This is a genomic window from Methylobacterium sp. E-025, from assembly GCF_022829705.1.
In the GTDB taxonomy this organism is placed as follows: Bacteria; Pseudomonadota; Alphaproteobacteria; order Rhizobiales; family Beijerinckiaceae; genus Methylobacterium.
Genome location: NZ_JAKSYR010000045.1, coordinates 1 through 22,202 on the forward strand (window position 1 = coordinate 1; position 22,202 = coordinate 22,202).

The following is a 22,202-nucleotide window of genomic DNA, read 5'->3' on the forward strand; positions in this document are numbered from 1 at the left end:
GCTCTGGCGCAGCGCCGTCTCGGCCTTCTTGCGCAGCTCGAGGTCGGCGAAGGTGAACAGCATGCACGGCTCGTCGCCCAGCTCCATCGGCTGGCCGGCGACGATCACGAACCGTGTGCCGCCGTCCGGCAGCCCGAGGCAGGCTTCCATCTGCGGGACCGTGGTGCCGGCGTTGAGGCGGGCGATCGCGAGGTCGCGGCTGCGCGCGCCGGCGAGCACGTCGACCTCGTAGACGCTGCGGCCGATCACGGCGTCGCGGGTGTAGCCGGTCATCTCGAGGAAGCCAGTGTTGACCTTGACGTGGCGCAGGTCGGACAGGCGGGTGATCACCGCCGGGGCCGGGTTGGCGTTGAAGGTCTTCTCGAACCGCTCCTCCGCCTCGAATTGCGGGGTCACGTTCTGAAGGATCAGCGCGAGGCAGCTCGGCGTCCCGGACGTGTCGGTCGCGACGATGCTGCGGAGCGAATGGACGAAGTCGACGTCCGGCCGGTCGGTGCGGCGCACGTCGACGATGACGTCGTGGAAGGTCTCGCCGCGCACCACCCGCTCGATCGGGTACTGGTCCGGCGGGCGGTTGTTGCGGTAGCGCAGGGAGAACCGGGCCCGGTACTCGTCCACCGTCGCGCCGAGCTCGGCGAGGCTCTCGGCCCCGTGCATGGCGAGCGCGGCCTCGTTCGCCCAGACGATGCGCTGATCGGGCTCGACGAGGATCACCCCTTCGGTCAGGCCGGCGATGATCTGCCGGAGTTCCGATCTGTCGACGCCTGCGGTCACGGGTGGGGCACGTCCTACCAAGGGATCGACCCAGGGTTGGACGATCCCGGCAGCAACAGTTGCGAATGCAACTGGTTCCCGGCCTCGGTTGTTTTCACTGGTACGATCGTCACGCCGCGTTAGTGACCCGGCCTGGTGCAGGGCCCCCGCGATCGATCCGGCGCGTCGGCAACGTCCGTCGCGGACCGGCCGATCGGCCGCGTCGCATCAGGTGGAATGCGTGGCGTCCCCGGCAGGGCTCGAACCTGCGACCCCAGGTTTCATACCACTTCGGCTTTCGCCGCCGCGGGCGGGTGCCTGCGTTCGTGGCCTGGACTATCCCTTCGCCCTAGGCGCCCGAAGGCGCCCTTAGGTGCCGCCCGTCTAGTCTCTACACCTTCCCGCGCATGGCACTGCGCGGGCTTGGCTCGGGATCGGCAGGATTCCGGCGACCTGGATCGCCGGGACCGGAAGCGTTCCCCGAATTTGAGCGGATCCGCCGCGCGGTTTCCCGATGCGGCGCCCAATTTGCGTTTAGGAAACCTGTGCTCTGTCCAGCTGAGCTACGGAGACGTACCGGAGGTTTGTACCATCGTCGCCGTGCGAGTCCACTGGGCAACCGCGGCTTCGCCGGTGTGGCCGGATTGCCCTGTGCGGATCGCGTCGATCCGGGGCATGCTGCAGCGGACGTCGGAGCGGGAGTCGTGGCGATGGGATGGACGGGGCGGATGCTCGCGGTCGCCGCCTGCGCGCTCGCCGCCTCGGCCGCCCGCGTCGCGGCGGCGCCGCGATCCGGCACGGCCGAGTGCCTTTCCGGGGACGGACGGACGGAGACCCTGTCCGCGGTCGAGCCCCGCGGCGAGCTCGCGCTGGCCTCCGGCGCTCGCGCGGTGCTCGGATCGGTGCGCTGGCCCGACGACCCGGAGATCGCCAAGGCCGCGACCGAGAGGTTGCTGGCTTTGCGCGGCCGCCCGCTGACCGTCGTCGCCCGCGGCGAGGCCGACCGCTGGGGCCGCCTGCGCATCGACGCCCTGTCGGAGGCGGATGGACCGGTCGACCTCGCGGGCGACCTCGTCGGTGCCGGTCTCGCCCAGGTCGATGCCGGCGAGGGCGACGCCCTGTGCCGCCCGGGGCTGCTCGCCGTCGAGGAGGCCGCGCGCACGGCCGGACTCGGGCTCTGGCACCAGCCGTCGCTCGAGGCCTCGGACGGTCCTGGCCCGCGCGCGGCGGCGGGGCGGTTCGTCGTGGTCCAGGGCACGATCAGCCATGTCGGCGAGCGCCCGAGCCGGACCTATCTCGACTTCGCGGCCCGGGGGGAGGACGGGCTCACGGTCACCGTGTCGAAACGCACTTGGCGCAGGATGCGCGAACATGGTTTGAGTGCGGACAGGCTCAAGAACGCGCGGGTGCGGGTGCGCGGGGTGGTCGAGATCCGTCGCGGTCCGACCCTCGACATCGCGGTGCCGGAGACGATCGAAGTGCTGGAGGCGCCCACGGCGATCGCCGGCGCGAGCACGGATGGGGAGCGGGCGCTGCGGCGCTGAACGGCATGATGGGCGGCACGACGCGGAGCGGAACGGGAATTGGGCAGGGCGGCCGCGCGCAGGCGCGTCGCGCGCCGGCGCTCGCCCTGCTGCTCGCGCTCTCGGCCTGCGCCGGCGAGCAGACCGGGGCGGTGCTGGTTCCGGCCGTCGTCTCCGTGCCGCCGGAGGCGCCGCGCACCACCGGCCGTCCCGCCAACGTCACGGATGCCGACCACGCCAAGCTCGTCGCCTCCTTCGGCGGGGAATACCGGTCGCCGGCCACCCTGCGCCTGCTCACCGAGGTGACCGACCGGCTGGTCAGGGCGAGCGACCGGCCCGACCAAACCTACGCGGTGACGCTGCTCGATTCGCCCGTGGTCAACGCCTTCGCCCTGCCGAGCGGCCGCCTCTACGTCACCCGCGGCCTCGTCGCGCTGGCGAGCGACACCTCGGAGATCGCGGCCGTGCTCGCCCACGAGATCGCGCACGTCACGCTGAACCACGCCACCGCCCGGACCGAGCTCGAGCTGCGTTCGCAGCTCGTCAGCCGCGTGGTCGCCGACGTGCTGAACGATCCGGCCACCGGCGCCCAGCTCCAGAGTCAGTCGCGCTTCGCGCTCGCCCGCTTCTCCCGCGAGCAGGAGCTCGAAGCCGATGCGGCCGGCGTGCGCACCCTGGCGAAGGCCGGCTACGACCCCTACGGCGCCGGCCGCTTCCTCACCGCGCTGAACCGGACCCTGGCGCTGAAGGCCGGCGGCGGCACCGCGGCCGAGCCTGACATGCTCGCGACCCATCCGGGCACGGCCGAGCGCATCGGGCTCGTCACTCGTGCCGCGCGGCGCACCGGGGCCCCGGGCGTCGGCACCGACGACCGCGCAGCCTACCTCGCGGCGATCGACGGGCTGGCCTACGGCGACAACCCCGGCGAGGGCGCGGTGCGCGGGCACCGCTTCGTGCATCCGAGCCTCGGCATCGCCTTCGAGGTGCCGGAGGGCTTCTCGATCGAGAACACCCGCAACGCGGTGCTGGGCACCACCAACGAGGGCAGCCGGCGCCTGCTGTTCGACCAGGTCGAGGCCAAGGACGGCCAGACCCTCGACGCGATCCTCAAGGCGACGTGGAACGACGCGATCGACCCGGCCTCGATCGAGGTCCAGCCGATCGCCGACCATCCGGCGGCGACCGCCCTGTCCCGCGGCAAGGACTGGACCTTCCGGCTCGCCGCGATCCGCGTCGGCGACGCCACCTTCCGCCTGATCATGGCGGCCAAGGGCGCGACCGACCCCGACCCGGCCTTCCGCCGCTGGATCGCGAGCCTGGCCTCGGTCTCGCCGGCCGAGACCGCCTCGCTCAAGCCGCTGCGCCTACAGATCGTCGTCGCCGCCTCGTCGAACGCCGAGGACCTCGCCCGGCGGATGGCGGTGCCGGACCGCGCGCTGGATCGGTTCCTGGTGCTCAACGGTCTGGAGCGCGGCGTGCCGCTGAAGACGGGGCAGAGCTACAAGGTGGTGGTGGAGTAAGCGGGCCCACCGCCCTCCGGCGCGCGCCGGCCTTGCCACCGGTGCGGCGTTCGCGCGATGCCCGACCCGGCCGACACGCAGGATGCGCACCCGATGATCCGCTTCTACTACAACCTCGCGCCGAACCCGATGAAGGTGGCGTTGTGCCTCGAGGAGACCGGGCTCGCCTACGAGCCGATCCCGGTGGACACGCGCAGGGGCGAGCAGTTCGCCGAGACCTATGCCGCGATCAACCCGAACGCCAAGGTGCCGGCGATCGTCGACGGCGACGCCACGGTGTTCGATTCGAACGCGATCCTCCTGCATCTGGCCGAGAAGGCCGGGGCCTTCCTGCCCCACGGCGAGGCGGCCCGCGGCCAGATGCTGTCCTGGCTGATGTTCGTGGCCACCGGGATCGGGCCGTTCTCCGGCCAGTGCGTGCATTTCCGCCACTTCGCGCCGGAGGCCGAGCGGACGGGATACGCCGCCGAGCGCTACGTGTTCGAGGCGCGGCGCCACTGGGGCGTGCTCGACGCCCACCTCGCCGGCCGCAGCTTCGTGCTCGCCGAGTACGGCATCGTCGACATGGCGGTCTGGGGCTGGGCGCGGATGCTGCCCTTCATGCTCGGCGAGGACGCGATCCTCGAATTCCCGAACGTGAAGCAGCTGCTCGACACGGTGAGCGCCCGCCCGGCGGCGCAGCGGGCGGAAAGCCTCAAGGGCCGGCACGCGTTCAAGGCCGAGGTGGACGACGACGCCCGGCGCTTCCTGTTCCGGTCGATGAAGGTCGGCTGAGTTCCGGCGGCGATCGAGACGCCGACCTCCACTTTCCCTCCCCCTCTGCGGGGGAGGGCAGGGGACGTCCGCCTCAGGCCGCGGCGAGCGCGCCCATCGACATCGATTCCTTCTTCATCAGCTCGCGGTAGAAGCCGTCGAGATGGGTCAGCTTGTCCGGCGAGCCGTCCTGGATGATTCGGCCGCCCTCCAGAACCACGATCCGGTCGAAGTCCTTGAGGGTCGAGAGCCGGTGGGCGATGGCGATGACCGTGCGGCCCTTCATCAGGTTGGCGAGCGCGTGGCGGATCGCCTCCTCCGACTCGGCGTCCAGCGCCGAGGTCGCCTCGTCGAGGAGCAGGATCGGCGAATCCTTGAGGATCGCGCGGGCGATGGCGATGCGCTGGCGCTGGCCGCCCGAGAGCTTGACGCCGCGGTCGCCGACGATGGTATCGAAGCCCTCCGGCAGGGCGTTGATGAAGTCGGTGCAGTGCGCCGCGTCGGCCGCCTTCCACACGTCCTCGTCCGAGGCCTCCGGCCGGCCGTAGCGGATGTTCTCGCGCAGGGTGCGGTGGAACATCGACACGTCCTGCGGCACGACCGTGATCGCCTCGCGCAGGGATTCTTGCGTCACCCGGTCGATGTCCTGGCCGTTGATCAGGATCTTGCCGCCCTTGGCCTCGTAGAAGCGCTGGATCAGCGAGAACAGGGTCGACTTGCCGCCGCCCGACTTGCCGACGAGGCCGACGCGCTGGCCGGGCTCGAGCACGAGGTCGAAGTCGGTGAAGACCGAGCGCCCGTCCGGGTAGGCGAAGGCGACGTGCTGGAACTCGATGCGCGCGCCGGTGCCCGAGAGCGGCACCGCCTCGGGGTGGTCGATCAGGTCGTGCGGCTGCAGCAGGGTGTGCAGCGCCTCCGAGAGGCGGGCGGTGTGCTGGGTCGCGTCGACGAGCGCCACGGCGAGGTCGCGGGTGGCGGCGAGGATGCGGATGCCCAGCGTGCAGACCAGCACCACCTGGCCGTTGGTCGCCTGCCCCGCCTCCCACATGGTGATCGCCCAGTAGAGCAGGCCGAGCACCGCGAGCACGGTGAGGATCGCGTGCACGATGCGGAGCTTCTCGAGGTAGAGCAGCGAGGAGCGGCGCGCGCGCATCTCCTGGGCGATCGTGCCCTCGAAGCGCACGCCCTCGCGCTTGAACGCCGAGAAGGCGCGCACCAGCGGCATGTTGCCGACGAGGTCCACCATCTCGCCGTCGACGCTCGCGGCCTTCGAGGCGAAGTCGTGGTGCAGCGGCTTGCCGGCCGCCGCCATCTTGAACATCAGCACCACCACGGCGGCGAAGATGCCGGCCAGCACCAGGGCCATCGTGACGTTGACGCTGCCGATGTAGAGGATCGAGCCGAAGGCCGCGACGCAGGGCGGCATCACGTTGAACACGAACATGTTCTCGACCGTAAAGATCGCGTTCGAGGTCGCGGTGATGCGTGAGGCCAGCGTGCCAGGCTGCCGGTCGGCGAAGAAGCTCGGGGAGTGCCCGGTCATGTGCCGGAACAGGTCGCGGCGGATGTCGCCGGTGACGCCGACGAAGGTGAACGAGCCGACGAGCGAGGCCACGCGCCAGAGCATGTTGTCGGCGGCGATGAAGGCGATGAGGACCGCGAGCGCCCCCCAGACGAGGTTCGCCTGCGGCCCCTTGCTCAGCGCGTCGACCACGCCCTTCAGCGCGTAGTCGGTCGAGACCGAGAAGCCGACGGCGCCGAGCACCGCGATCAGGATCACCGCATGCGGCAACGCCCGGCGCCGCAGGTAGCGGCCCACGAAGGCGAAGGGCCGGTCGGCGTATTGGCAGAGGTCTTCCATCGCGATGAGCATCTCGATTTCAGGCGACGCGGAGGGCCGGCGGAAGGGGGAGGGGCGAAGGGGGTGATGACGCGGTGAGCGACGGGGCGGTCGACACGAGGAATGCGTTGGCGGATGGCACTACGACGGGACGCGGATAAAAATAAGCGCCGGCGGGGCAACGCAACAGCCTCGTCAACCGTTGCGTGAGCCCGTTCCTGCGCCGCGCTTTTATCGCACGAAGCTGAACGCCGTTTGACCGGTATGCGATTCCGGTGCCGGACCGCCCCGTGCAGGGCTCGAGAATCCTCATCGTGCCGCCCCGCGCCGGGTCTCGGGCATGATCAGCGCGACAAGGGCGAAGGCGCCGGCCCCGACGAGCGCCAGCCCGAGGAAGGCGGTGTGGCTGCCGAGCCGGTCGGCCAGGATTCCGGCGAGCGAGGTCGAGAGCGCGGCCCCGATCCCCATGGCGGTGCCGACGGCGCCGAGCGCGAGGTTGAACCGACCGGTGCCGCGGGTGAGGTCGGAGACGACGAGGGGCACCATCACCCCGAGCACCGCGGCCGAGATGCCGTCAAAGACCTGGATCGAGACCAGCATGTAGGGGTTGTCGGTGTAGGCGAAGAGCAGGCCGCGGATCGGAAGCGCGGCGAACCCCGCCAGCAGCACCGGATAGCGGCCGAAGCGTTCCGCCGCCCGGCCGACGGCGGGGGCCAGGACCGCCAGCACCGCCTGCGGGACCATGATGCAGGCGGCGACGAGCGCCGTCGCGGTCTCGCTCGCCCGCAGCGTCAGGACGCTGCCGACGAGCGGCAGCATCGCGGCGTTGGCCAGGAAGAACAGCGTCATGCAGGCCGCGAAGCTGAGGAGCGCACGGTTGGTCAGCAGGGCCTTCACGCCGCCCGCCGCCGCGTCGCCGCTGCGGGGCTCGGCCTCCTGCGTCCGCACGCCGGCATCGATCTCCTCGGCGCGGATCGCCGAGAGCGCCATGATCGTCGGCACCACCAGGGCGGCGGTGAGGTAGAACACCGCGTCGTTCGACAGGTAGTAGCCGCAGGCGCCCATGCCGGCGGCGGCGACCGCGTTGCCCATCGCCTGGAAGCTGGCGTTGCGCCCGAGGCGCTCGCCGGCGCGGGCATGGCCGACGAGGCCGATGCTGATCGCGGCGATCGCCGGCGTCAGGATGCAGCTCGCGGCCGAATGCACCGCCATCGCGAGCAGGACGATGAGGAAGTTCGGCCACAGCGCCAGCGCCAGAGCGCTCGCCGAGATCGCGGCGACCGACACGCCGGCCGCGAACCGCTTCGAGCGCATCGCGTCGACGAAGGCGCCGCCGGGGACCTGGCCGAGCAGGCTGACCAGGCTGCCGACGGTGAGCGCGAAGCCGATGTCGGACTGGGTCCACTTCGACTGGGTGAAGTACACCGCCAGGAACGGGCCGAACCCGGTCTGCAGGTTGGCGACGAAGAAGGCGAACAGATCGAGCCCGCGCCGGCTCGCGCGCGACAGCCCGTCCGCGCCGGCGGCCGCGGGCGCCGGCTCGACGGTCGGCTCGCGCAGCCGGACCGGACGGGCGCGGACCTCGTGGTCGAGCCTCGCCTGGCGCTGCGCCTCGCGGGGGGGGATGACGCGGCGGTCCTTCGGTCGCGCCACCGTCACTTATCGGGCACCTTCTCGGCGGCCGGCTTGTCCGCGGGCTTCGCGGCGGGCGCGGGCGCGGGCGGCGCCGGCACGGCGGCAGGCGCCGGTGCGGCCGTGGGGGCGGGCGCGGGCTGGGCGGCGGCCGGTGCCGTCGCCTGCTCGCCGTCCGGGCCGGGGCTCGCCGGGCCGAGGACCACGATCGGCTCGCCGGCCTTGTACTCGGGCGAGACGCGGACCTGATTGCGGCTCAGCTGCAACGACAGCCGTCCGACCTTGCCGTCGGAGGTGAAGCGGAGCGCCCGCCAGTCGACCGCGATCTTGCGCGAGCCGACGCCGAGGAAGCCGCCGAAATCGATGATCGCCGCGCGCGGGCGCCCCTCCTTGTCGATGATCAGGTCGATCACCCGGCCGAGCTCGTCGCCGTTGGCGCTGCGCACGCTCTTGCCCAGCACGCTCTCGTAATCCTGGGTGTCGAGGACGGTGGCGGGGGTGCCCTGCTGGGCCTGCGGCGGCGCGGTCGGGGCGACCGGGGGCGGCGCGGCCGGTGTCGCCGGCGCGGTCTCGCTGCCGGCCGGCGGGGTCTGCGGCGCGGGCGTCTGCGCCATCGGCGCCTGAGCCATGACGGACGCGCTCCCGAGGAGGGCGGTCCAGAGGGTGATCGTCGCGGTCGCGATCATCCGGATCGGTGTGGTCACGCAAGGTCCTCAAGTGCTGGCGTCGGCGCGGCGCGGCCGTGGCGACGCGCGGGTGTCTCCGCCGCATCGTCACGGGTTACGAGAGCACGACCTTCGCATGCCGTTCGACCAAGGCGAAGTTGTGAATCGCGTCCGGTCGCCCGACCCGCACGTTTTGGTGTGCAGGTTTCGCGCCGCACGTTTCGGGCCGCGTGCATCCGCTCCGATGCCCCCGATCGATCGGCGAGGGCTTCGCGCCGCGTCCCGGGATGGACGCGGCGGCGTCTGGTTTTCGCCCAAACTGCATCGTAGAGAGGCCGTCAACGACATGACGGCGGCCCGGTCCCACCATGGCCGCCACGAGAAGACAGGACTTCACCGCCCATGGCTGCCTCGCCTCTGCCTGCCTCGCCTTCGACCGCCGCGGGTCGCCTCCGCCGCCCGCTCGCGCTGACGGCCACCGCCCTCTGCCTCGGCGCGGCCTTGGCCGGATGCCAGGCGCTCGGCGGGGCGCTGGGCGGCGGCGGCGGCGTGATGCCGGCGGCCGAGGTCGGGCCGCCGCCGTCGCTGCGCGGCGCCCTTCCGGGCCGCGAGGCGCGCATGGCCAACGTCGATGCCGACGGGCGCCCGCTGGCGACGGCGCCGACCCGGACGCTCGACCTGCCCAAGGACAAGCGCAACGACGCGCGCGCCGCGAACGACGGCGCGCGCCGCATCCGCCGCGAGGAGATCGACGGCGAGCCCACCAGCGGCGGGTCGTCGGGCGGCATGACGCCGTCCCTGACGCCCGGCGGCAGCGTCGGCCTCGGCGGCAAGTTCTGATCGTCAGGCCGCTTTCGGGCCGCGACCGTAATAGTCGTCGAGCCGGCCGCCATAGGCCGGATCGGCGAAGCCGTCCTCGCCGGCGCCGTGGCTCGGCGCGCCGGCGAGCGTCGCCGCGTCGATATCCACCACGTAGCCGCCGAGCGCGACGCTGTAGGTCAGCGCCTTCCACGGCAGCGGGTGGTGGTTCTCGCCGAGCCCCAGGAACCCGCCGAAGGCGAGCACCGCGTAGGCGACCTGGCCCGAGACCTTGTCGACCATGAAGTTGTGCACCGCGCCGAGGTGCTTGCCGGCGGCATCGTAGACCGCCGTGCCCTCGACCTTGTTGGAGGCGATCAGCCGGACGGTCTCGTCGATGGCGACGCCCTCGGCCGAGGGGTCGAGCTCCATCGAGCCGGCCTTGCGGATGCTGCGCTCGTTGGGAAGATCTGTCGGCATCGCGATACCCTTTCGCAGGACTGCACGGACCCGGCATCCCGGGCGTTCGCAGGGGAAAGCTCGGACCCGCGATGGGTTCCGCGGGCCCCTTCAGCCTTCCGGGCCGGCTTCCGCCTCAGCGCGCCGCAGGGCGACACGGTTGCGCACGCCGCGGCTCGCGAACAGCATCTCGGTCCCGAAGGCGACCAGCGCCAGGAGCGTGCACAGGATCGCCGTGCCGAACAACGCGAACAACACGCCGGCCACGGTGGCGTCGCGCAGCGCGCCGACGAACAGCGTCAGGACGGCGCCGCAGGTCGAGACCCCCGAAAGCGCCGCGAGCACCACGGCCGCGTCGAGCAGCAGCGCCCGCAGCCGCAGGCGGTCGAGCCGGTGGCCGAGGCGGCGGCGCTCCGCCTCGCTCGCGCCCGCGAGCAGGCTCGACGCCCGCTCCGCCTGATCCGACACGCGGGCGAGGCGCGCGCCGAAGACGTTGAGCAGGGTCGCCACCCCGGACAGCAGGAACACCGGCGTCAGCGCCACCTGGATGATGTGCGCGATGCCGTCGAGGGTGTTCGGCTCGAGGCTCGACATGGGCAGAGGTTTCCGCGGCGCGAGGAGGAAGGCGGGAGGGCCGTCCTCCGACGCCGCCAACGTCCGGGCGGCCGGACGGTTCGCGAGGATCCGGCGTCCGCTCCGGCCTTCGCGCCCTCAGATCAATCCGCCGCCATGCGGGTGATCGCAAGCATTCGGCTCGGCGGCGATGCCGATGCCGAGCCCGAGGACCAGGGCGAACGCGGAGACGAAAGCGAGGGCGAGGGCGGTGCTGACCATGCCCGGATCTGTCCTCCGGTTGGGTGAAGAAAGGGTTTCGCGGCGCGAAAACCGGTGCCGAACCCGCCCGCCGGCGCCACACCCTGTGGATGATGAAGGGAACTGTTCCAGTTTTCCCTTGGAACGGCTGCGCTAGCCCTTAGTTCTTGCTGCTATGCTCACCCCTGCTGCGGGGATGTCACGTTCACGCTCGCAGCGAGAACCGGAGGAACCCCATGGCAACCAAGACGACGGAAAAGGCCGCCCCGAAGGCTGCGAAGGAGACCAAGGACGCCAAGCCCGCGAAGGCTGCAGCCCCCAAGGCGACCAAGGCCGCCGCCGGCGCCAAGCCGAACGCCCTGCAGCAGCCGCTGAAGCCCTCGGCCGATCTCGGCGCCATCGTCGGCACCAGCCCGATCCCGCGCGGCGAGGTCGTCAGCAAGGTCTGGGAATACATCAAGAAGCACAACCTCCAGAACCCGGAGAACAAGCGCGAGATCCTCGCCGACGACAAGCTCAAGAAGGTCTTCGGCAAGGACAAGTGCAGCATGTTCGAGATGAACAAGCACCTCGCCGCCCACCTCAAGGCCTGAGCCGCGCCGGACCCGTCGTCGGGTCGATCCGGAGACGCGGTTCCCGGATCGTCCTGCTTCGACGGTGCGCTCGAACGGGGCGGCGCCACGCCGCCCCGCGCGACCCGATCAGGCGTCAGGCGATGTTGCGCAGGACGCCGCCATCCACTCGAAGCGCCGCGCCGCTGGTCGCGCTCGCCGCCGGGCTGCAGACGTAGGCCACCATGTTGGCCACTTCCTCGACGCTGGCCAGCCGTCCGATCAGCGATGTCGGGCGGTGCTCGGCGACGAACTGGCGGCCGAGGGCGTCGAGATCGGCCTCGCCCGATCCTCCGGCCATCTGCTTCATGAAATCGGCGACGCCCTCAGACAGGGTCGGCCCCGGCAGCACGCTGTTGACCGTGACGCCGGTGCCCGAGACCGTCTCGGCGAGCCCGCGCGAGACCGCGAGCTGCGCCGTCTTCGTCATCCCGTAATGGACCATCTCGACCGGGATGTTGATGCCCGACTCGCTGGCGATGAAGACCACGCGGCCCCAGCCCCGCGCCACCATCCCCGGCGCGTAGGCGCGCGACAGCCGCACGCCGCTCATCACGTTGACGTCGAAGAAGCGCTGCCAGTCGCCATCGGGGATGTCGAAGAACGGCTTCGGCTCGAAGATCCCCGTGTTGTTGACCAGGATGTCGACGTCCGGCAGCGCCGCGACCAGCGCGGCGACCCCATCGGCCGTCGCCACGTCGCCGACCGCCGCGAAGGCCTCGCCGGCCTGGGTCTTCCCGCGCAGGGCCGCGATGGCCGCCTCGACCCGTTCCGCGGTGCGCCCGTTGATGCCGACGCTGGCGCCGAGGTCGAGGAGCGCCTGGGCGATCCCGAAGCCGATGCCGCCGGTGGAGCCGGTGACGAGGGCGCGGCGGCCCTTCAGGTTCATGTCCATTTCGGTCGATCCCTGGTTGCCGCGATGTCTCGCGATGCCGATCAACGCGCCGGTCCGGCCCCGGGTGGCATGCAGCCTATCCGGCTCTGCCCCGCCGCAGAACGCTGGCGCAGCCGCCGAACACGGCGAGCGCCACCGCGGACCACAGCGCCAGCGACACCGCCCGCTCCGGCCCGGCGCCCTGGGTCATCCCGAAGATCACCGCCACCATCGCCGCGCCGAGGGACTGGCCGGTGAGCCGCGCCGTCGACTGCATGCCGCTCGCCCCGCCGCTGCGCTCGCGCGGGGCGGCGGTGATGATGACCTTGTTGTTGGGCGTCTGGAACAGGCCGAAGCCGAGGCCGCTCAGCGTCAGCCGCCAGACGATGTCGAGGGTCGCCGGGTGCGCCGGCAGCAGCGCCATCGCGGCGATGCCCGACGCCATCAGCGCGAGGCCGATGCCGCCGAGCAGCCCCGGCGGGTAGCGGTCGGCCAGCCGCCCGGCGACCGGCGCCATCGCCGCAATCGCAATCGGCCAGGGCGTCATCAGGAAGCCGGTCTGCGTGCCCGAGAGGTGCAGCACGTCCTGGAAATAGAAGGGCAGGGCGATGTAGGCGCTCATCTGCGCCGCGAACGAGGCGATCGAGGTCGCCATCGACAGCGCGAAGGCCGGGATCCGCAGGAGGTCGACCGGCAGCAGCGGAGCCCGCAGGCGCAGCTGGTACAGCACGAACACCGCGCCGACCGCCACGGCGCCCGCGATCTCGGCGAAGGCGATCGCCCGCCCGTCGGCGTCGCCGAGGCGGTCGACGCCGACGATCAGCAGGCCGAAGGTCAGCGCGTTCAGCACCGCGCTCAACGCGTCGAAGCGCGCGCCGCTGCGCGGCGTCGCCGGCAGCGTCCGCGAGGCGACGAGGAAGGCGAGGCCGCCCACCGGCAGGTTGACCAGGAACAGCCACGGCCAGGACGCCACCGAGAGGATCGCGGCGGCGACCGTCGGGCCGGCCGCGGAGGCGACGGCGACGACGAGCGCCACGTTGCCGACGCCGCGGCCGATCATCCGGTGGGGATAGATGAACCGCACCAGCGCGATGTTGACGCTCATCACGCCGGCGGCGCCGAGCCCCTGCGCCAGGCGCCCGGCGATCAGGAAGCCGAGGCTCGGCGCGAAGGCGCAGGCGAGCGAGGCCGCGACGAACGCCGCCAGCCCGGCGAGGTACACGCGCTTGTAGCCGAGGATGTCGCCGAGGGAGGCGAAGGGCAGGAGCGCCGCCGTCACCGCGATCTGGTAGCCGTTGACCACGAAGATCGCCGCGGCCGGATCGACCGCGAGGTCCTTGGCCATCACCGGCAGCGCCACGTTGACGATCGCCCCGTCGAGCACCGCCATGGTCATGGCGAGCGACACCGCCGCCATCGCCAGCAGGCGCTCGCGCGGGGGAAGCCCGTCGGCCGGCCTCGCGGCGGCCGGGCTCCCGTCGCCGAGGCCGCTTGCCGCCTGCGCTTCCTCCTCCGCCCCGCGGATCGCGCGTCGTCCGGACGATCCGGCCGTCTCGGTCATCGTCGAAAACCTCGTTCTGGGCCGACCCCGGCCGCCGGCCGCCGTGGGTCCGCCTGGCGCTTGCGCCCGCACATAGCGGCTTCACGCAGGCTTGAGCAGCGCGCCGGTGACATGGCCGCGGGATCCTTCGCCCGTGCGCCGCTTTTCCGCCTTCGCGACGCGCCATCGCGTCGTCGCCTCGATCCGACGGATGACGCCCCGATGCCGACGATGACGCGGACCACCGCCCTGCTGCTCGCCCTGTTGCCGCTGATGCCGATGGCGGCGCCGGCGCAGGAGGCACCGCCGCTCGGGATCGGCCTGGAAGGCTTCGCCTACCCGTATCCGGTGCGCTTCCTCGCGCTGTCGCGCGACGGCGAGGCCCAGCGCCTCGCCTACATGGACGTGGCGCCGACCGGCACGGCCAACGGCCGCACGGCGCTGCTGCTGCACGGCCGCAACTTCCCGGCGAGCTACTGGGCGCCGGTCGTCGCGGCGCTGACGGGCGCGGGCTACCGCGTGGTCGCGCCCGACCAGCTCGGCTTCGGCAAGTCCTCGAAGCCCATCGGCCCGTTCACCTTCGACGCGATGGCCGCCGACACCGTCGCGCTGCTCGATCACCTGAACCTGCGCCGGGTCGACGTGGTCGCCCACTCGATGGGCGGGATGCTGGCCGTGCGGTTGGCACGCAACGCCCCCGACCGGGTCAACAGCCTCGTCCTCGAGGCGCCGCTCGGCCTGGAGGATTACCGCTTCAGCGTGCCGCCGGTCGCCAACGACACCCTGCTCAAGCGCGAGGGCGAGCTCACGGCGGCCGCCTACCGCCGGCAGCTGATGACCAGCTACGCGCTCTCGCTGCCGGAATCGGCGATCGAGCCGTTCGTCGAGGTGCGCGAGCGGGTGAAGGGAGCGGGCGAGTATCCGCGCTGGCTGCAATCGTTCGTGAACTCCTACACCATGATCTGGGGCCAGCCGGTGGTGCACGAGATCCCGCTGCTCCCGATGCCGACCCTGTTCGTCATGGGCGGCGCCGACCACAACGCGCCGGGCAAGCCCTACGCCCCGCCGGACCTCGCCGCGAGGATGGGCCGCAACGCCGACAACGCGACGGCGCTGGCCGCGAGGATGCCGAACGGCCGGGCGATCGTGTTCGCGGGCATCGGCCACCTCGTCCACATGGAGGCGACCGACCGCTTCGACGCCGCGATGCTGGAGTTCCTCGACGGGCATTGACCGCCCGGTGTCGCGGCGAAGGCCCGCGAACGGAGGAAGGCCGGGAACGATGCCCGGCCTCGGAGCCGCCCCGGAAAGCCCGGCGGCTCAGGCGGCACGAACGGTTGCGAGGAAGCGGGCGACCTCCGCGCCAAGATGCTCCGACTGACGCGACAGTTCGGACGCCGAGGCCAGCACCTGCGCGGCCGCGGCGCCGGTCTCCTCCGAAGCCTGCGCGACGCCGGCGATGTTGCCGGTGACCTCGCTCGTGCCGGCGGAGGCCTGCGCGACGTTGCGCACGATCTCCTGGGTCGCCGCACCCTGCTCCTCCACCGCCGCCGCGATCGACGCGGCGACCGCGTCGATCTCACGGATGCGCGTCGAGATGGTCCCGATCGCCTGCACCGCCCCTTGCGTCGAGGTCTGGATCTGGGCGATCTGGCTGCCGATCTCGGCGGTGGCGCTGGCCGTCTGGTTGGCAAGCTCCTTCACCTCGGCGGCGACCACCGCGAAGCCGCGCCCGGCCTCTCCGGCGCGCGCCGCCTCGATGGTGGCGTTGAGCGCCAGCAGGTTGGTCTGGCCGGCGATGTTCGAGATCAGCCCCACCACGTCGCCGATCTTGGCGGCCGCCTGGCTCAGTTCGTGAACCAGGCGTCCGGTCTGCTCCGCTTCGGAGACCGCCGTCTGCGCGAGGTCGGCCGAGCCGGAGACCTGCCGCCCGATCTCCTGGACCGACGAGCCGAGCTCTTCCGCCGCCGCCGCCACGGTATTCACGTTGGAGGCCGCCTCCTCGGCGGCGGCCGCCACGGTGGACGATTGGCTGGCCGTCTCCCGTGCGGTCGCGGTCATCGTCTGAGCGGTGGCCTGCAGCTCGGTGGCGGAGGAGGACACCATGCCGACGATGCCGCCGACCGCCCGTTCGAACCCGTCGGCCAGCTCCGTCATGACGCGCTTGCGCTCGGAGGCCGCCGCCGCGTCGGCGATGCCCTTGATCTCCGCCTGCTCGGCGGCCTTCCGGGCAACCATGGCCGTGATGCCTTCGACGGCCCGGCCGACGGAGCCGACCTCGTCGCCGCGGCGCGCCTCGGCGATCTGCGCATCGATCTCGCCGTTTTCCATACGTCGGAGGACGACGACCAGCCGACCCAGCGGACGCGTGATGCCGACGATCGACACCAGGGTCGCGGCGACGAGGCCGACCAGGAGGCCGAGAGCGGCCAGCGCCATCAGGGTGTAGCGCGTCGCATTCGTCTGATCGCTCAGGACGTCGGATTGATGCTCCATATAGGCGGCAATGTCGTGCGCGAGCCTGCTGCCTTCGTCCGTCATGGTGGCGAAGGTCGGATCGATGGCGCGGTGCACGAGGGCTATGGCGTCCGCGTTCTCGTTCGCGGTCCCGAGCCTGCGCACCTCGGTCACGTCCTTGAGGAACCGGTCGACCCGGGCGTTCTGCGCCTCGACGCGCGCGCCGAAGGCAGGCGCCTGCTCGCGGAGGTCGGCCAGCGCCTGCCTCATGTTGGGCAGCACCGCCTCGAAGCCCGCATTGGCGCTCTTGATCTGGGCCTCGTCGGTCTCGGCGATGATGCGGTAGACCCAGTAGTTGAGCTCGAACATCAGGCCGTTTGCCCGGCGCGCGCTCGCGACACCTTTCGCCTCGTGGACGATCAGGAGGCTGTAGGCGTCGTCGATCGTGGTCATGCGCGCCTGCGCATACCAGACGCATCCACCGACGACGACGGCGATCGATGCGATCACGGCAATGAGCTTCGGCAGGATTTTGATGTTTGAAAGACGGAGCATCGATCTATCCGATCACGTTGGACAGCCGAAGATCGCCCGAGATCGCTTAAATCGCGGTTAACCAATACCTCTGCAGATCTTGAGGCGGGCTCACGAATGCTCACGGGTTCGTGAGAAGATGCGCGATCGACGCGATCGATGTCCGCCTCGGCTCGATGCCGCCCGGCGCGGTCGACCGATCAGCCGGCTCCGAGGCGGCCTCGCCTGAGCAGGAACACCCCCTGCGCGCCGATCAGGTTCCAGAACCACCACGGCATCGAGAAGCGCATCGGCCGTCCGCGCGCGTCGAGCGCCGCTGCCTTCTCGATGTGGGCGTCGACCGCCCGGCACAGCTCGACGAAGTCGCGCATGGTGCAGTGGTGGATGTTCGGCGTCTCGTACCAGGCTTCCGGCAGGATCTCGGTGATCGGCATCCGCCCGCGGAAGGCAAGCTCGGCCCGCACCCGCCAATGACCGAAGTTCGGGAACGAGATCACCACCTGCCGGCCGATGCGGAGCAGGTGCTCCAGCACGATGCGCGGGTTGCGCGTCGCCTGGATGGTCTGGGACAGGACCACCACGTCGAACGCGTCGTCGGGGTAGTTCTCGAGGTCGGTGTCGGCGTCGCCCTGGATCACCGGCAGGCCGCGCGCGAGGCAGGCGTTCACGCCCTCGCGCGACAGCTCGATGCCGCGCCCGTCGACGCCGCGCCGGTCGCGCAGCAGCGCCAGCAGCGAGCCGTCGCCGCAGCCGATGTCGAGGACGCGCGCGCCGGGCGGCACCAGCCCGAGGACCACGAGGTGGTCGACACGGGCGCCGCCGGATTCGGGCGTGCGCGGCAGGTCGTCCGCCGCCTCCCAGGGCGTGCCGGAGGCGGCGTCGCCGAAGGACAGGTCCTCGCGCCCGCTCACAGCCCGCGCGCCCGGGCGGCCGCGTCGATGAACCCGCGGGCCGCCGAGAACAGCGTCGGCTCGTCGAGGAGGAACGCGTCGTGGCCCTTGTCGCTCTCGACCTCGACGAAGGCGACCGGGGCCGAGGCGGCGTTCAGCGCGTGCACGATCGCCCGGGAATCGGCCGTGGGGAACAGCCAGTCGGAGGTGAACGAGATCACGCAGAACCGCGTCTTCGTGCCCTTGAAGGCGTTGGCGAGCACGCCGCCGTGGTCGGCGGCGAGGTCGAAGTAGTCCATCGCCCGCGTCAGGTAGAGGTAGGCGTTGGCGTCGAACCGCTCGACGAAGCTCAGGCCCTGGTGGCGCAGGTAGCTCTCGATCTGGAAGTCGGCGTTGAACGAGAAGGTCGGCGCCGAGCCGCCCTGGAAGCGCCGCCCGAACTTCCGGTGCAAAGCCGGCTCGGACAGGTAGGTGATGTGCGCGCCCATCCGCGCGACGCCGAGGCCCTTCGAGGGGCGCGTGCCGGCCTCGAGATAGCGACCGTCGGCCCAGGCGGGGTCGGCCATGATCGCCTGCCGGCCGACCTCGTGAAAGGCGATGTTCTGCGCCGAATGGCGCGCGCCCGTGGCGATCGGCATCGCCGCGAACACGCGCTCAGGGTAGAGCGAGGCCCATTGCAGCACCTGCATCCCGCCCATCGAGCCGCCGATGCACAGGAACAGGTCCGCGATGCCGAGATGGTCGAGCAGCATCGCCTGGGCGCGGACCATGTCGCGGATCGTGACCAGCGGGAAGTCGAGCCCGTAGGCCGAGCCCGTCGCGGGGTCGATCGAGGCCGGGCCGGTCGAGCCCATGCACGAGCCGATCACGTTGGAGCAGACGACGAAGTAGCGATCGGTGTCGATCGGCTTGCCCGGGCCGACCAGCGTCGTCCACCAGCCGGGCTTGCCGGTGACGGGATGGGGGTGGGCGAAGTGCTGGTCGCCGGTGAGCGCGTGGCAGATCAGCACCGCGTTGGTGCGCGCGGCGTTGAGGGTGCCGGCGGTCTGGTAGGCAACCTGGAACGGCGCGAGCGCGGCGCCCGAATCCATGGTCAGCGGCTGCCCGGCCTCGAACCGCGCGACGAGCCCCGCCGGGTCGCGCGCCTGCGACGGCTCGCGGCTGCGGATCTCGGGCTCCGTCGCGGAGGCGGCCGTGACGGCCGTATCGAGTGGATTGTCCATGAGGCGTCTGGAAACGGCTTCTCGCGCGCCGAAGGGGCCGAAGGAATCGCGAGGCCGCCCGCTTCCCGCGCCCGCCGCTGCACCGGACGTAGTGTGCCCGCCGCCGAGCGTCAACGAAAGGGGCCGCCGGAAGGCCGTTCATCCGCCCTCCGTTGTCGATCGCACGGCCCTGCTGCGCTGGCCCTTCGGCGCGGCGGGCCGTAAACACGCGCGAGCAGCCCCGTCCTCAGCTTGTCGAACCATGCGCTTCCCCAAACGAGCCGCGCCGCCGATGGAAGACCTCGCCGCCCTCCGGGCCGAGATCGATCGGATCGACGCCGAGATGCACGCGCTGCTGATCCAGCGCGGCGGGATCATCGACCGGCTGATCGCGGTGAAGGGCACCTCGGCCTCGGGCTCCGCCTTCCGTCCCGGTCGCGAGGCCGCGATGATGCGGCGCGTCGCCGAGCGCCACCGCGGGCTGCTGCCGCTCGACACCGTCGAGGGGATCTGGCGGGTCATCATCGCGACCTTCACCTACGTCCAGGCGCCGTTCTCGGTGCATGCCGACATCTCCGCCGGCGATCCGGCGATGCGCGACTCCGCCCGCTTCCACTTCGGCTTCACCGTGCCCTACCGGCCCCACCCGACCTGCGCGGCGGTGATCGAGGCGGTGGCGGCCTCGCGCGGCGACCTCGGCATCTTCCGCTTCGACCCGCGCGCCGCCCAGGTGCCCGCGAAGGGGGCGGCGAAGGGAGAGGCCTGGTGGGAGGGCCTGATCGGCGCGGGCCGGCCGAAGGTGATCGCCCGGCTGCCCTTCATCGAGCGGCCGGCCCACCCGGCCGGCACGCCGGTCTTCGTGGTGGCCAAGCCCCTCGACGATCCGGCGGCGGCGCAGCGCGACTGGGTGCTGTGGGCGGTGCGCTGCGGCGCCTGGACGGAGGAGGCCGAGCGCGCCGTGCAGGGGCTCTACGGCGAGGTGGTGGCGCGGGCCAAGCCCAAGGGCGAGGTCGAGCGCCTGCTGCTGGCGGTGCCGGGCGGCGTCGGCACGCGGCAGCTCGCCGAGGCCCTGGACGGGGCGGGCGCGGCGGTGTCGAGCCTCGACGAGACCGGCAGCCACGCGGCACGGTTCCGGGTGTGAGGGCCGCCGGGCGCCCGATCCGGTCGCGCCCCGCTTCATCGCGGCGCGAAATGCTGTAGACGGGCGCCACCCGCGTTTCTTCTGCAGGCTGCGAACACCAATGTCCGCCTCTCCCCGTCTCCGCCCGGTGCCCCGTCCGGGCGTCCTGGCGATCGACCCCTACGTGCCCGGCAAGAGCGGGGCGCCGGGTCACGCCAAGATCCACAAGCTGTCGTCGAACGAGACGCCGCTCGGCCCGAGCCCGGCGGCGATGGCGGCGATGCAGGCGGCCACGGCCAAGCTCGAGAACTATCCCGACGGCACCTCCACGCTGCTGCGGACCGCCATCGCGGCGCGCTACGGCATCGACGCGGGCCGCGTCGTCTGCGGCGCGGGCTCGGACGAGCTGCTCTCGCTGCTCGCCTACGCCTATATCGGCCCCGGCGACGAGGGCGTCTTCTGCGAGCACGGGTTCCTGGTCTACCGCATCGCCATCCTGGCGGCGGGCGGCACCGCCGTGGTCGCTCCCGAGCGCGACCTCACCGCCGACGTCGACGCGATCCTCGCCGCCGTGACCCCGCGGACGAAGATCGTCTACGTCGCCAACCCCAACAACCCGACCGGCACCTACCTGCCGCTGGCCGAGGTGCGGCGCTTGCATGCCGGCCTGCCGGGCGACGTGCTGCTGGTCCTCGACGGCGCCTACGCCGAGTACGTCCAGGCGGACGACTACGCGGCCGGGCTCGAGCTCGCGCGCGACGCCGACAACGTCGTGATGACCCGCACCTTCTCGAAGATCCACGGGCTCGCCGCCCTGCGCGTCGGCTGGATGGTCGGGCCGGCCCACGTGATGGACGCGGTCAACCGCATCCGCGGGCCGTTCAACCTGTCCACCGCCGGCATGGCGGCCGGGGCGGCGGCGCTCGCCGACGAGGCGCACGCCGCGACGGCCGCCGCCCACAACGCCGAATGGCTGCCGCGGATGATCGCGGGCGCCCGCGCGCTCGGCCTGACCGTGACGCCGAGCGTGGCGAACTTCATGCTCGTGCACTTTCCCGACGTGCCCGGCCGCACGGCAGCCGACGCCGACGCCTTCCTGACCGGGCGCGGGGTGATCGTGCGCCGGGTGGCGGCCTACGGGCTGCCGAATGCGCTCCGCGTGACGATCGGCAGCATCGAGAGCAACGAGGCCTTCCTCGGCGCGCTCGGCGCCTTCGTCCGAGGCGACCATGCCTGAGGCCGCGCCGCTCGACTGCCTCGCCATCGTCGGCCTCGGCCTGATCGGCTCGTCGATCGCCCGCGGCGCCCGCCGCTACGGGCTGGCCGAGCGCATCGTCGCGATCGACGCGGACGCCGCCGTCCGCGCGCGGGTGCTCGATCTCGGCATCGCCGACGACGTCACCGGCGATGCCGCCGCAGGCGCGGCGCAGGCCGACCTCGTGATCCTGTGCGTGCCCGTCGGCGCCATCGGCCCGGTCGCCGCCGCGATGGCGCCGCACCTGAAGCCGGGTGCCGTCGTCTCGGACGTCGGCTCGGTGAAGGCGTCGGTCGTCGCGGCCGTCACCCCGCACCTGCCCGACGGCATCGTGTTCGTGCCCGGCCATCCGGTGGCCGGCACCGAGTATTCCGGGCCGGATGCAGGGTTCTCGACGCTGTTCTCCGGCCGCTGGTGCATCCTGACCCCGCCGGAGGACGCGCCCGAGGCCGCCGTCGCGCGGGTGCGCGCGCTGTGGCAGGGGCTCGGCGCCGTCGTCGAGACGATGACGCCGGAGCACCACGACCTCGTGCTCGCCATCACCAGCCACGTGCCGCACCTGATCGCCTACAACATCGTCGGCACCGCCGCCGACCTCGAGCAGGTGACGCAGTCCGAGGTGATGAAGTTCTCGGCCGGCGGCTTCCGCGACTTCACCCGCATCGCCTCCTCGGATCCGACGATGTGGCGCGACATCTTCCTGAGCAACCGCGAGGCGGTGCTGGAGATGCTCGGGCGCTTCAGCGAGGACCTCTCGGTGCTGACCCGCGCGATCCGCTACGGCGACGGCGCGGCCCTGCACGACCTGTTCACCCGCACCCGCGCGATCCGCCGGGGCATCGTCGCGCAGGGGCAGGAGACGGCCGAGGCCGATTTCGGCCGCGCGCGCGCGGCCGAGGGCATTCCCAAGGCGGGGTGATTCACGATCCCGGTCGCCCGCCTTGCCGCCGGCGCACCGCCATG

General features: G+C 72.0%; 21 protein-coding genes. 9 read left to right on the forward strand and 12 right to left on the reverse strand.

The features are described from left to right. A partial coding sequence (locus tag MKK64_RS03695; RefSeq protein WP_243932290.1) for a PAS domain-containing protein occupies positions 1 to 774 on the reverse strand: 774 nt, incomplete at its 3' end. A gap of 689 nt (positions 775 to 1,463) precedes the next feature. Here MKK64_RS03695 and MKK64_RS03700 point away from each other — a divergent pair. From MKK64_RS03700 to MKK64_RS03710, 3 genes are all read left to right on the forward strand, one after another. Then, complete coding sequence (locus MKK64_RS03700; RefSeq protein ID WP_243932291.1) at positions 1,464 to 2,297, forward strand: thermonuclease family protein; 834 nt, start codon at positions 1,464 to 1,466, stop codon at positions 2,295 to 2,297. Positions 2,298 to 2,305: 8 nt separating this feature from the next. Continuing rightward, positions 2,306 to 3,796 carry a M48 family metalloprotease gene (locus MKK64_RS03705; protein WP_243932319.1) on the forward strand — a complete coding sequence of 497 codons (1,491 nt, stop codon included), beginning with the start codon at positions 2,306 to 2,308 and terminating at the stop codon, positions 3,794 to 3,796. Positions 3,797 to 3,889: 93 nt separating this feature from the next. Then, a complete protein-coding gene (locus MKK64_RS03710; RefSeq protein ID WP_243932320.1) occupies positions 3,890 to 4,570 on the forward strand; it encodes a glutathione S-transferase family protein in 681 nt (226 codons plus the stop codon). 73 nt (positions 4,571 to 4,643) lie between these two features. On the opposite strand, the gene MKK64_RS03715 is transcribed toward MKK64_RS03710, so the two are convergent. The 3 genes from MKK64_RS03715 to MKK64_RS03725 form a co-directional block, all read right to left on the reverse strand. After that, positions 4,644 to 6,410: an ABC transporter ATP-binding protein gene (locus MKK64_RS03715; RefSeq protein ID WP_147844649.1), complete on the reverse strand. Its 1,767-nt coding sequence runs from the start codon at positions 6,408 to 6,410 to the stop codon at positions 4,644 to 4,646. A gap of 288 nt (positions 6,411 to 6,698) precedes the next feature. After that, positions 6,699 to 8,048 (reverse strand): MFS transporter, encoded by a 1,350-nt coding sequence (locus tag MKK64_RS03720; RefSeq protein ID WP_405043836.1) that lies wholly within the window; start codon positions 8,046 to 8,048, stop codon positions 6,699 to 6,701. Further along, positions 8,045 to 8,725 (reverse strand): PRC-barrel domain-containing protein, encoded by a 681-nt coding sequence (locus MKK64_RS03725; protein WP_405043835.1) that lies wholly within the window; start codon positions 8,723 to 8,725, stop codon positions 8,045 to 8,047. The genes MKK64_RS03720 and MKK64_RS03725 overlap by 4 nt, the downstream gene beginning before the upstream one ends. A gap of 363 nt (positions 8,726 to 9,088) precedes the next feature. On the opposite strand from MKK64_RS03725, the gene MKK64_RS03730 reads away from it, so the two are divergent. Next, on the forward strand, positions 9,089 to 9,526 hold the full coding sequence (locus MKK64_RS03730) for a hypothetical protein (protein ID WP_243932292.1): 438 nt from the start codon (positions 9,089 to 9,091) through the stop codon (positions 9,524 to 9,526). Positions 9,527 to 9,529: 3 nt separating this feature from the next. Here MKK64_RS03730 and MKK64_RS03735 read toward each other — a convergent pair whose 3' ends face one another. The 3 genes from MKK64_RS03735 to MKK64_RS28040 all read right to left on the reverse strand — a co-directional run bounded on the left by MKK64_RS03735 (position 9,530) and on the right by MKK64_RS28040 (position 10,777). Further along, a complete protein-coding gene (locus MKK64_RS03735; protein WP_243932293.1) occupies positions 9,530 to 9,964 on the reverse strand; it encodes a PRC-barrel domain-containing protein in 435 nt (144 codons plus the stop codon). A gap of 90 nt (positions 9,965 to 10,054) precedes the next feature. Then, positions 10,055 to 10,537: a DUF2721 domain-containing protein gene (locus tag MKK64_RS03740; protein ID WP_147841307.1), complete on the reverse strand. Its 483-nt coding sequence runs from the start codon at positions 10,535 to 10,537 to the stop codon at positions 10,055 to 10,057. 117 nt (positions 10,538 to 10,654) lie between these two features. Next, positions 10,655 to 10,777, reverse strand: a complete 123-nt coding sequence (locus MKK64_RS28040) for a hypothetical protein (protein WP_279593021.1) — start codon at positions 10,775 to 10,777, stop codon at positions 10,655 to 10,657. Positions 10,778 to 10,992: 215 nt separating this feature from the next. Here MKK64_RS28040 and MKK64_RS03745 point away from each other — a divergent pair, with 215 nt between their 5' ends. After that, positions 10,993 to 11,349, forward strand: a complete 357-nt coding sequence (locus MKK64_RS03745) for an SWIB/MDM2 domain-containing protein (RefSeq protein WP_147727136.1) — start codon at positions 10,993 to 10,995, stop codon at positions 11,347 to 11,349. Positions 11,350 to 11,464: 115 nt separating this feature from the next. Here the strand turns inward: MKK64_RS03745 and MKK64_RS03750 are convergent, their stop codons facing one another. Both MKK64_RS03750 and MKK64_RS03755 read right to left on the reverse strand, forming a co-directional pair. After that, the gene (locus MKK64_RS03750; RefSeq protein WP_147858299.1) at positions 11,465 to 12,262 is read right to left on the reverse strand and encodes an SDR family NAD(P)-dependent oxidoreductase; all 798 of its coding nucleotides are present in this window, start codon (positions 12,260 to 12,262) and stop codon (positions 11,465 to 11,467) included. 76 nt (positions 12,263 to 12,338) lie between these two features. Continuing rightward, on the reverse strand, positions 12,339 to 13,658 hold the full coding sequence (locus MKK64_RS03755; protein WP_243932323.1) for an MFS transporter: 1,320 nt from the start codon (positions 13,656 to 13,658) through the stop codon (positions 12,339 to 12,341). Between the two features lie 345 nt (positions 13,659 to 14,003). Here MKK64_RS03755 and MKK64_RS03760 point away from each other — a divergent pair, with 345 nt between their 5' ends. Beyond that, positions 14,004 to 15,014 carry an alpha/beta fold hydrolase gene (locus MKK64_RS03760; RefSeq protein WP_405043834.1) on the forward strand — a complete coding sequence of 337 codons (1,011 nt, stop codon included), beginning with the start codon at positions 14,004 to 14,006 and terminating at the stop codon, positions 15,012 to 15,014. An 87-nt stretch (positions 15,015 to 15,101) separates the two neighbouring features. Here MKK64_RS03760 and MKK64_RS03765 read toward each other — a convergent pair whose 3' ends face one another. The 3 genes from MKK64_RS03765 to MKK64_RS03775 all read right to left on the reverse strand — a co-directional run bounded on the left by MKK64_RS03765 (position 15,102) and on the right by MKK64_RS03775 (position 18,885). Beyond that, complete coding sequence (locus MKK64_RS03765; RefSeq protein ID WP_147727139.1) at positions 15,102 to 16,793, reverse strand: methyl-accepting chemotaxis protein; 1,692 nt, start codon at positions 16,791 to 16,793, stop codon at positions 15,102 to 15,104. 179 nt (positions 16,794 to 16,972) lie between these two features. Continuing rightward, a complete protein-coding gene (gene metW / locus MKK64_RS03770) occupies positions 16,973 to 17,683 on the reverse strand; it encodes a methionine biosynthesis protein MetW (RefSeq protein WP_147727140.1) in 711 nt (236 codons plus the stop codon). After that, entirely contained in the window at positions 17,680 to 18,885 is a 1,206-nt protein-coding gene (locus MKK64_RS03775; protein ID WP_187274668.1) for a homoserine O-acetyltransferase, read from the reverse strand. Before MKK64_RS03775 ends, metW begins: the two co-directional genes overlap by 4 nt. Before the next feature lie 241 nt (positions 18,886 to 19,126). Here MKK64_RS03775 and MKK64_RS03780 point away from each other — a divergent pair, with 241 nt between their 5' ends. The 3 genes from MKK64_RS03780 (at position 19,127) to MKK64_RS03790 (ending at position 22,158) form a co-directional block, all read left to right on the forward strand. Next, on the forward strand, positions 19,127 to 20,005 hold the full coding sequence (locus MKK64_RS03780; RefSeq protein ID WP_147727141.1) for a chorismate mutase: 879 nt from the start codon (positions 19,127 to 19,129) through the stop codon (positions 20,003 to 20,005). A 100-nt stretch (positions 20,006 to 20,105) separates the two neighbouring features. Continuing rightward, positions 20,106 to 21,221, forward strand: a complete 1,116-nt coding sequence (locus tag MKK64_RS03785) for a histidinol-phosphate transaminase (protein ID WP_147841311.1) — start codon at positions 20,106 to 20,108, stop codon at positions 21,219 to 21,221. After that, on the forward strand, positions 21,214 to 22,158 hold the full coding sequence (locus tag MKK64_RS03790; RefSeq protein ID WP_243932294.1) for a prephenate/arogenate dehydrogenase family protein: 945 nt from the start codon (positions 21,214 to 21,216) through the stop codon (positions 22,156 to 22,158). Before MKK64_RS03785 ends, MKK64_RS03790 begins: the two co-directional genes overlap by 8 nt. The last annotated feature ends 44 nt before the right edge of the window (positions 22,159 to 22,202 follow it).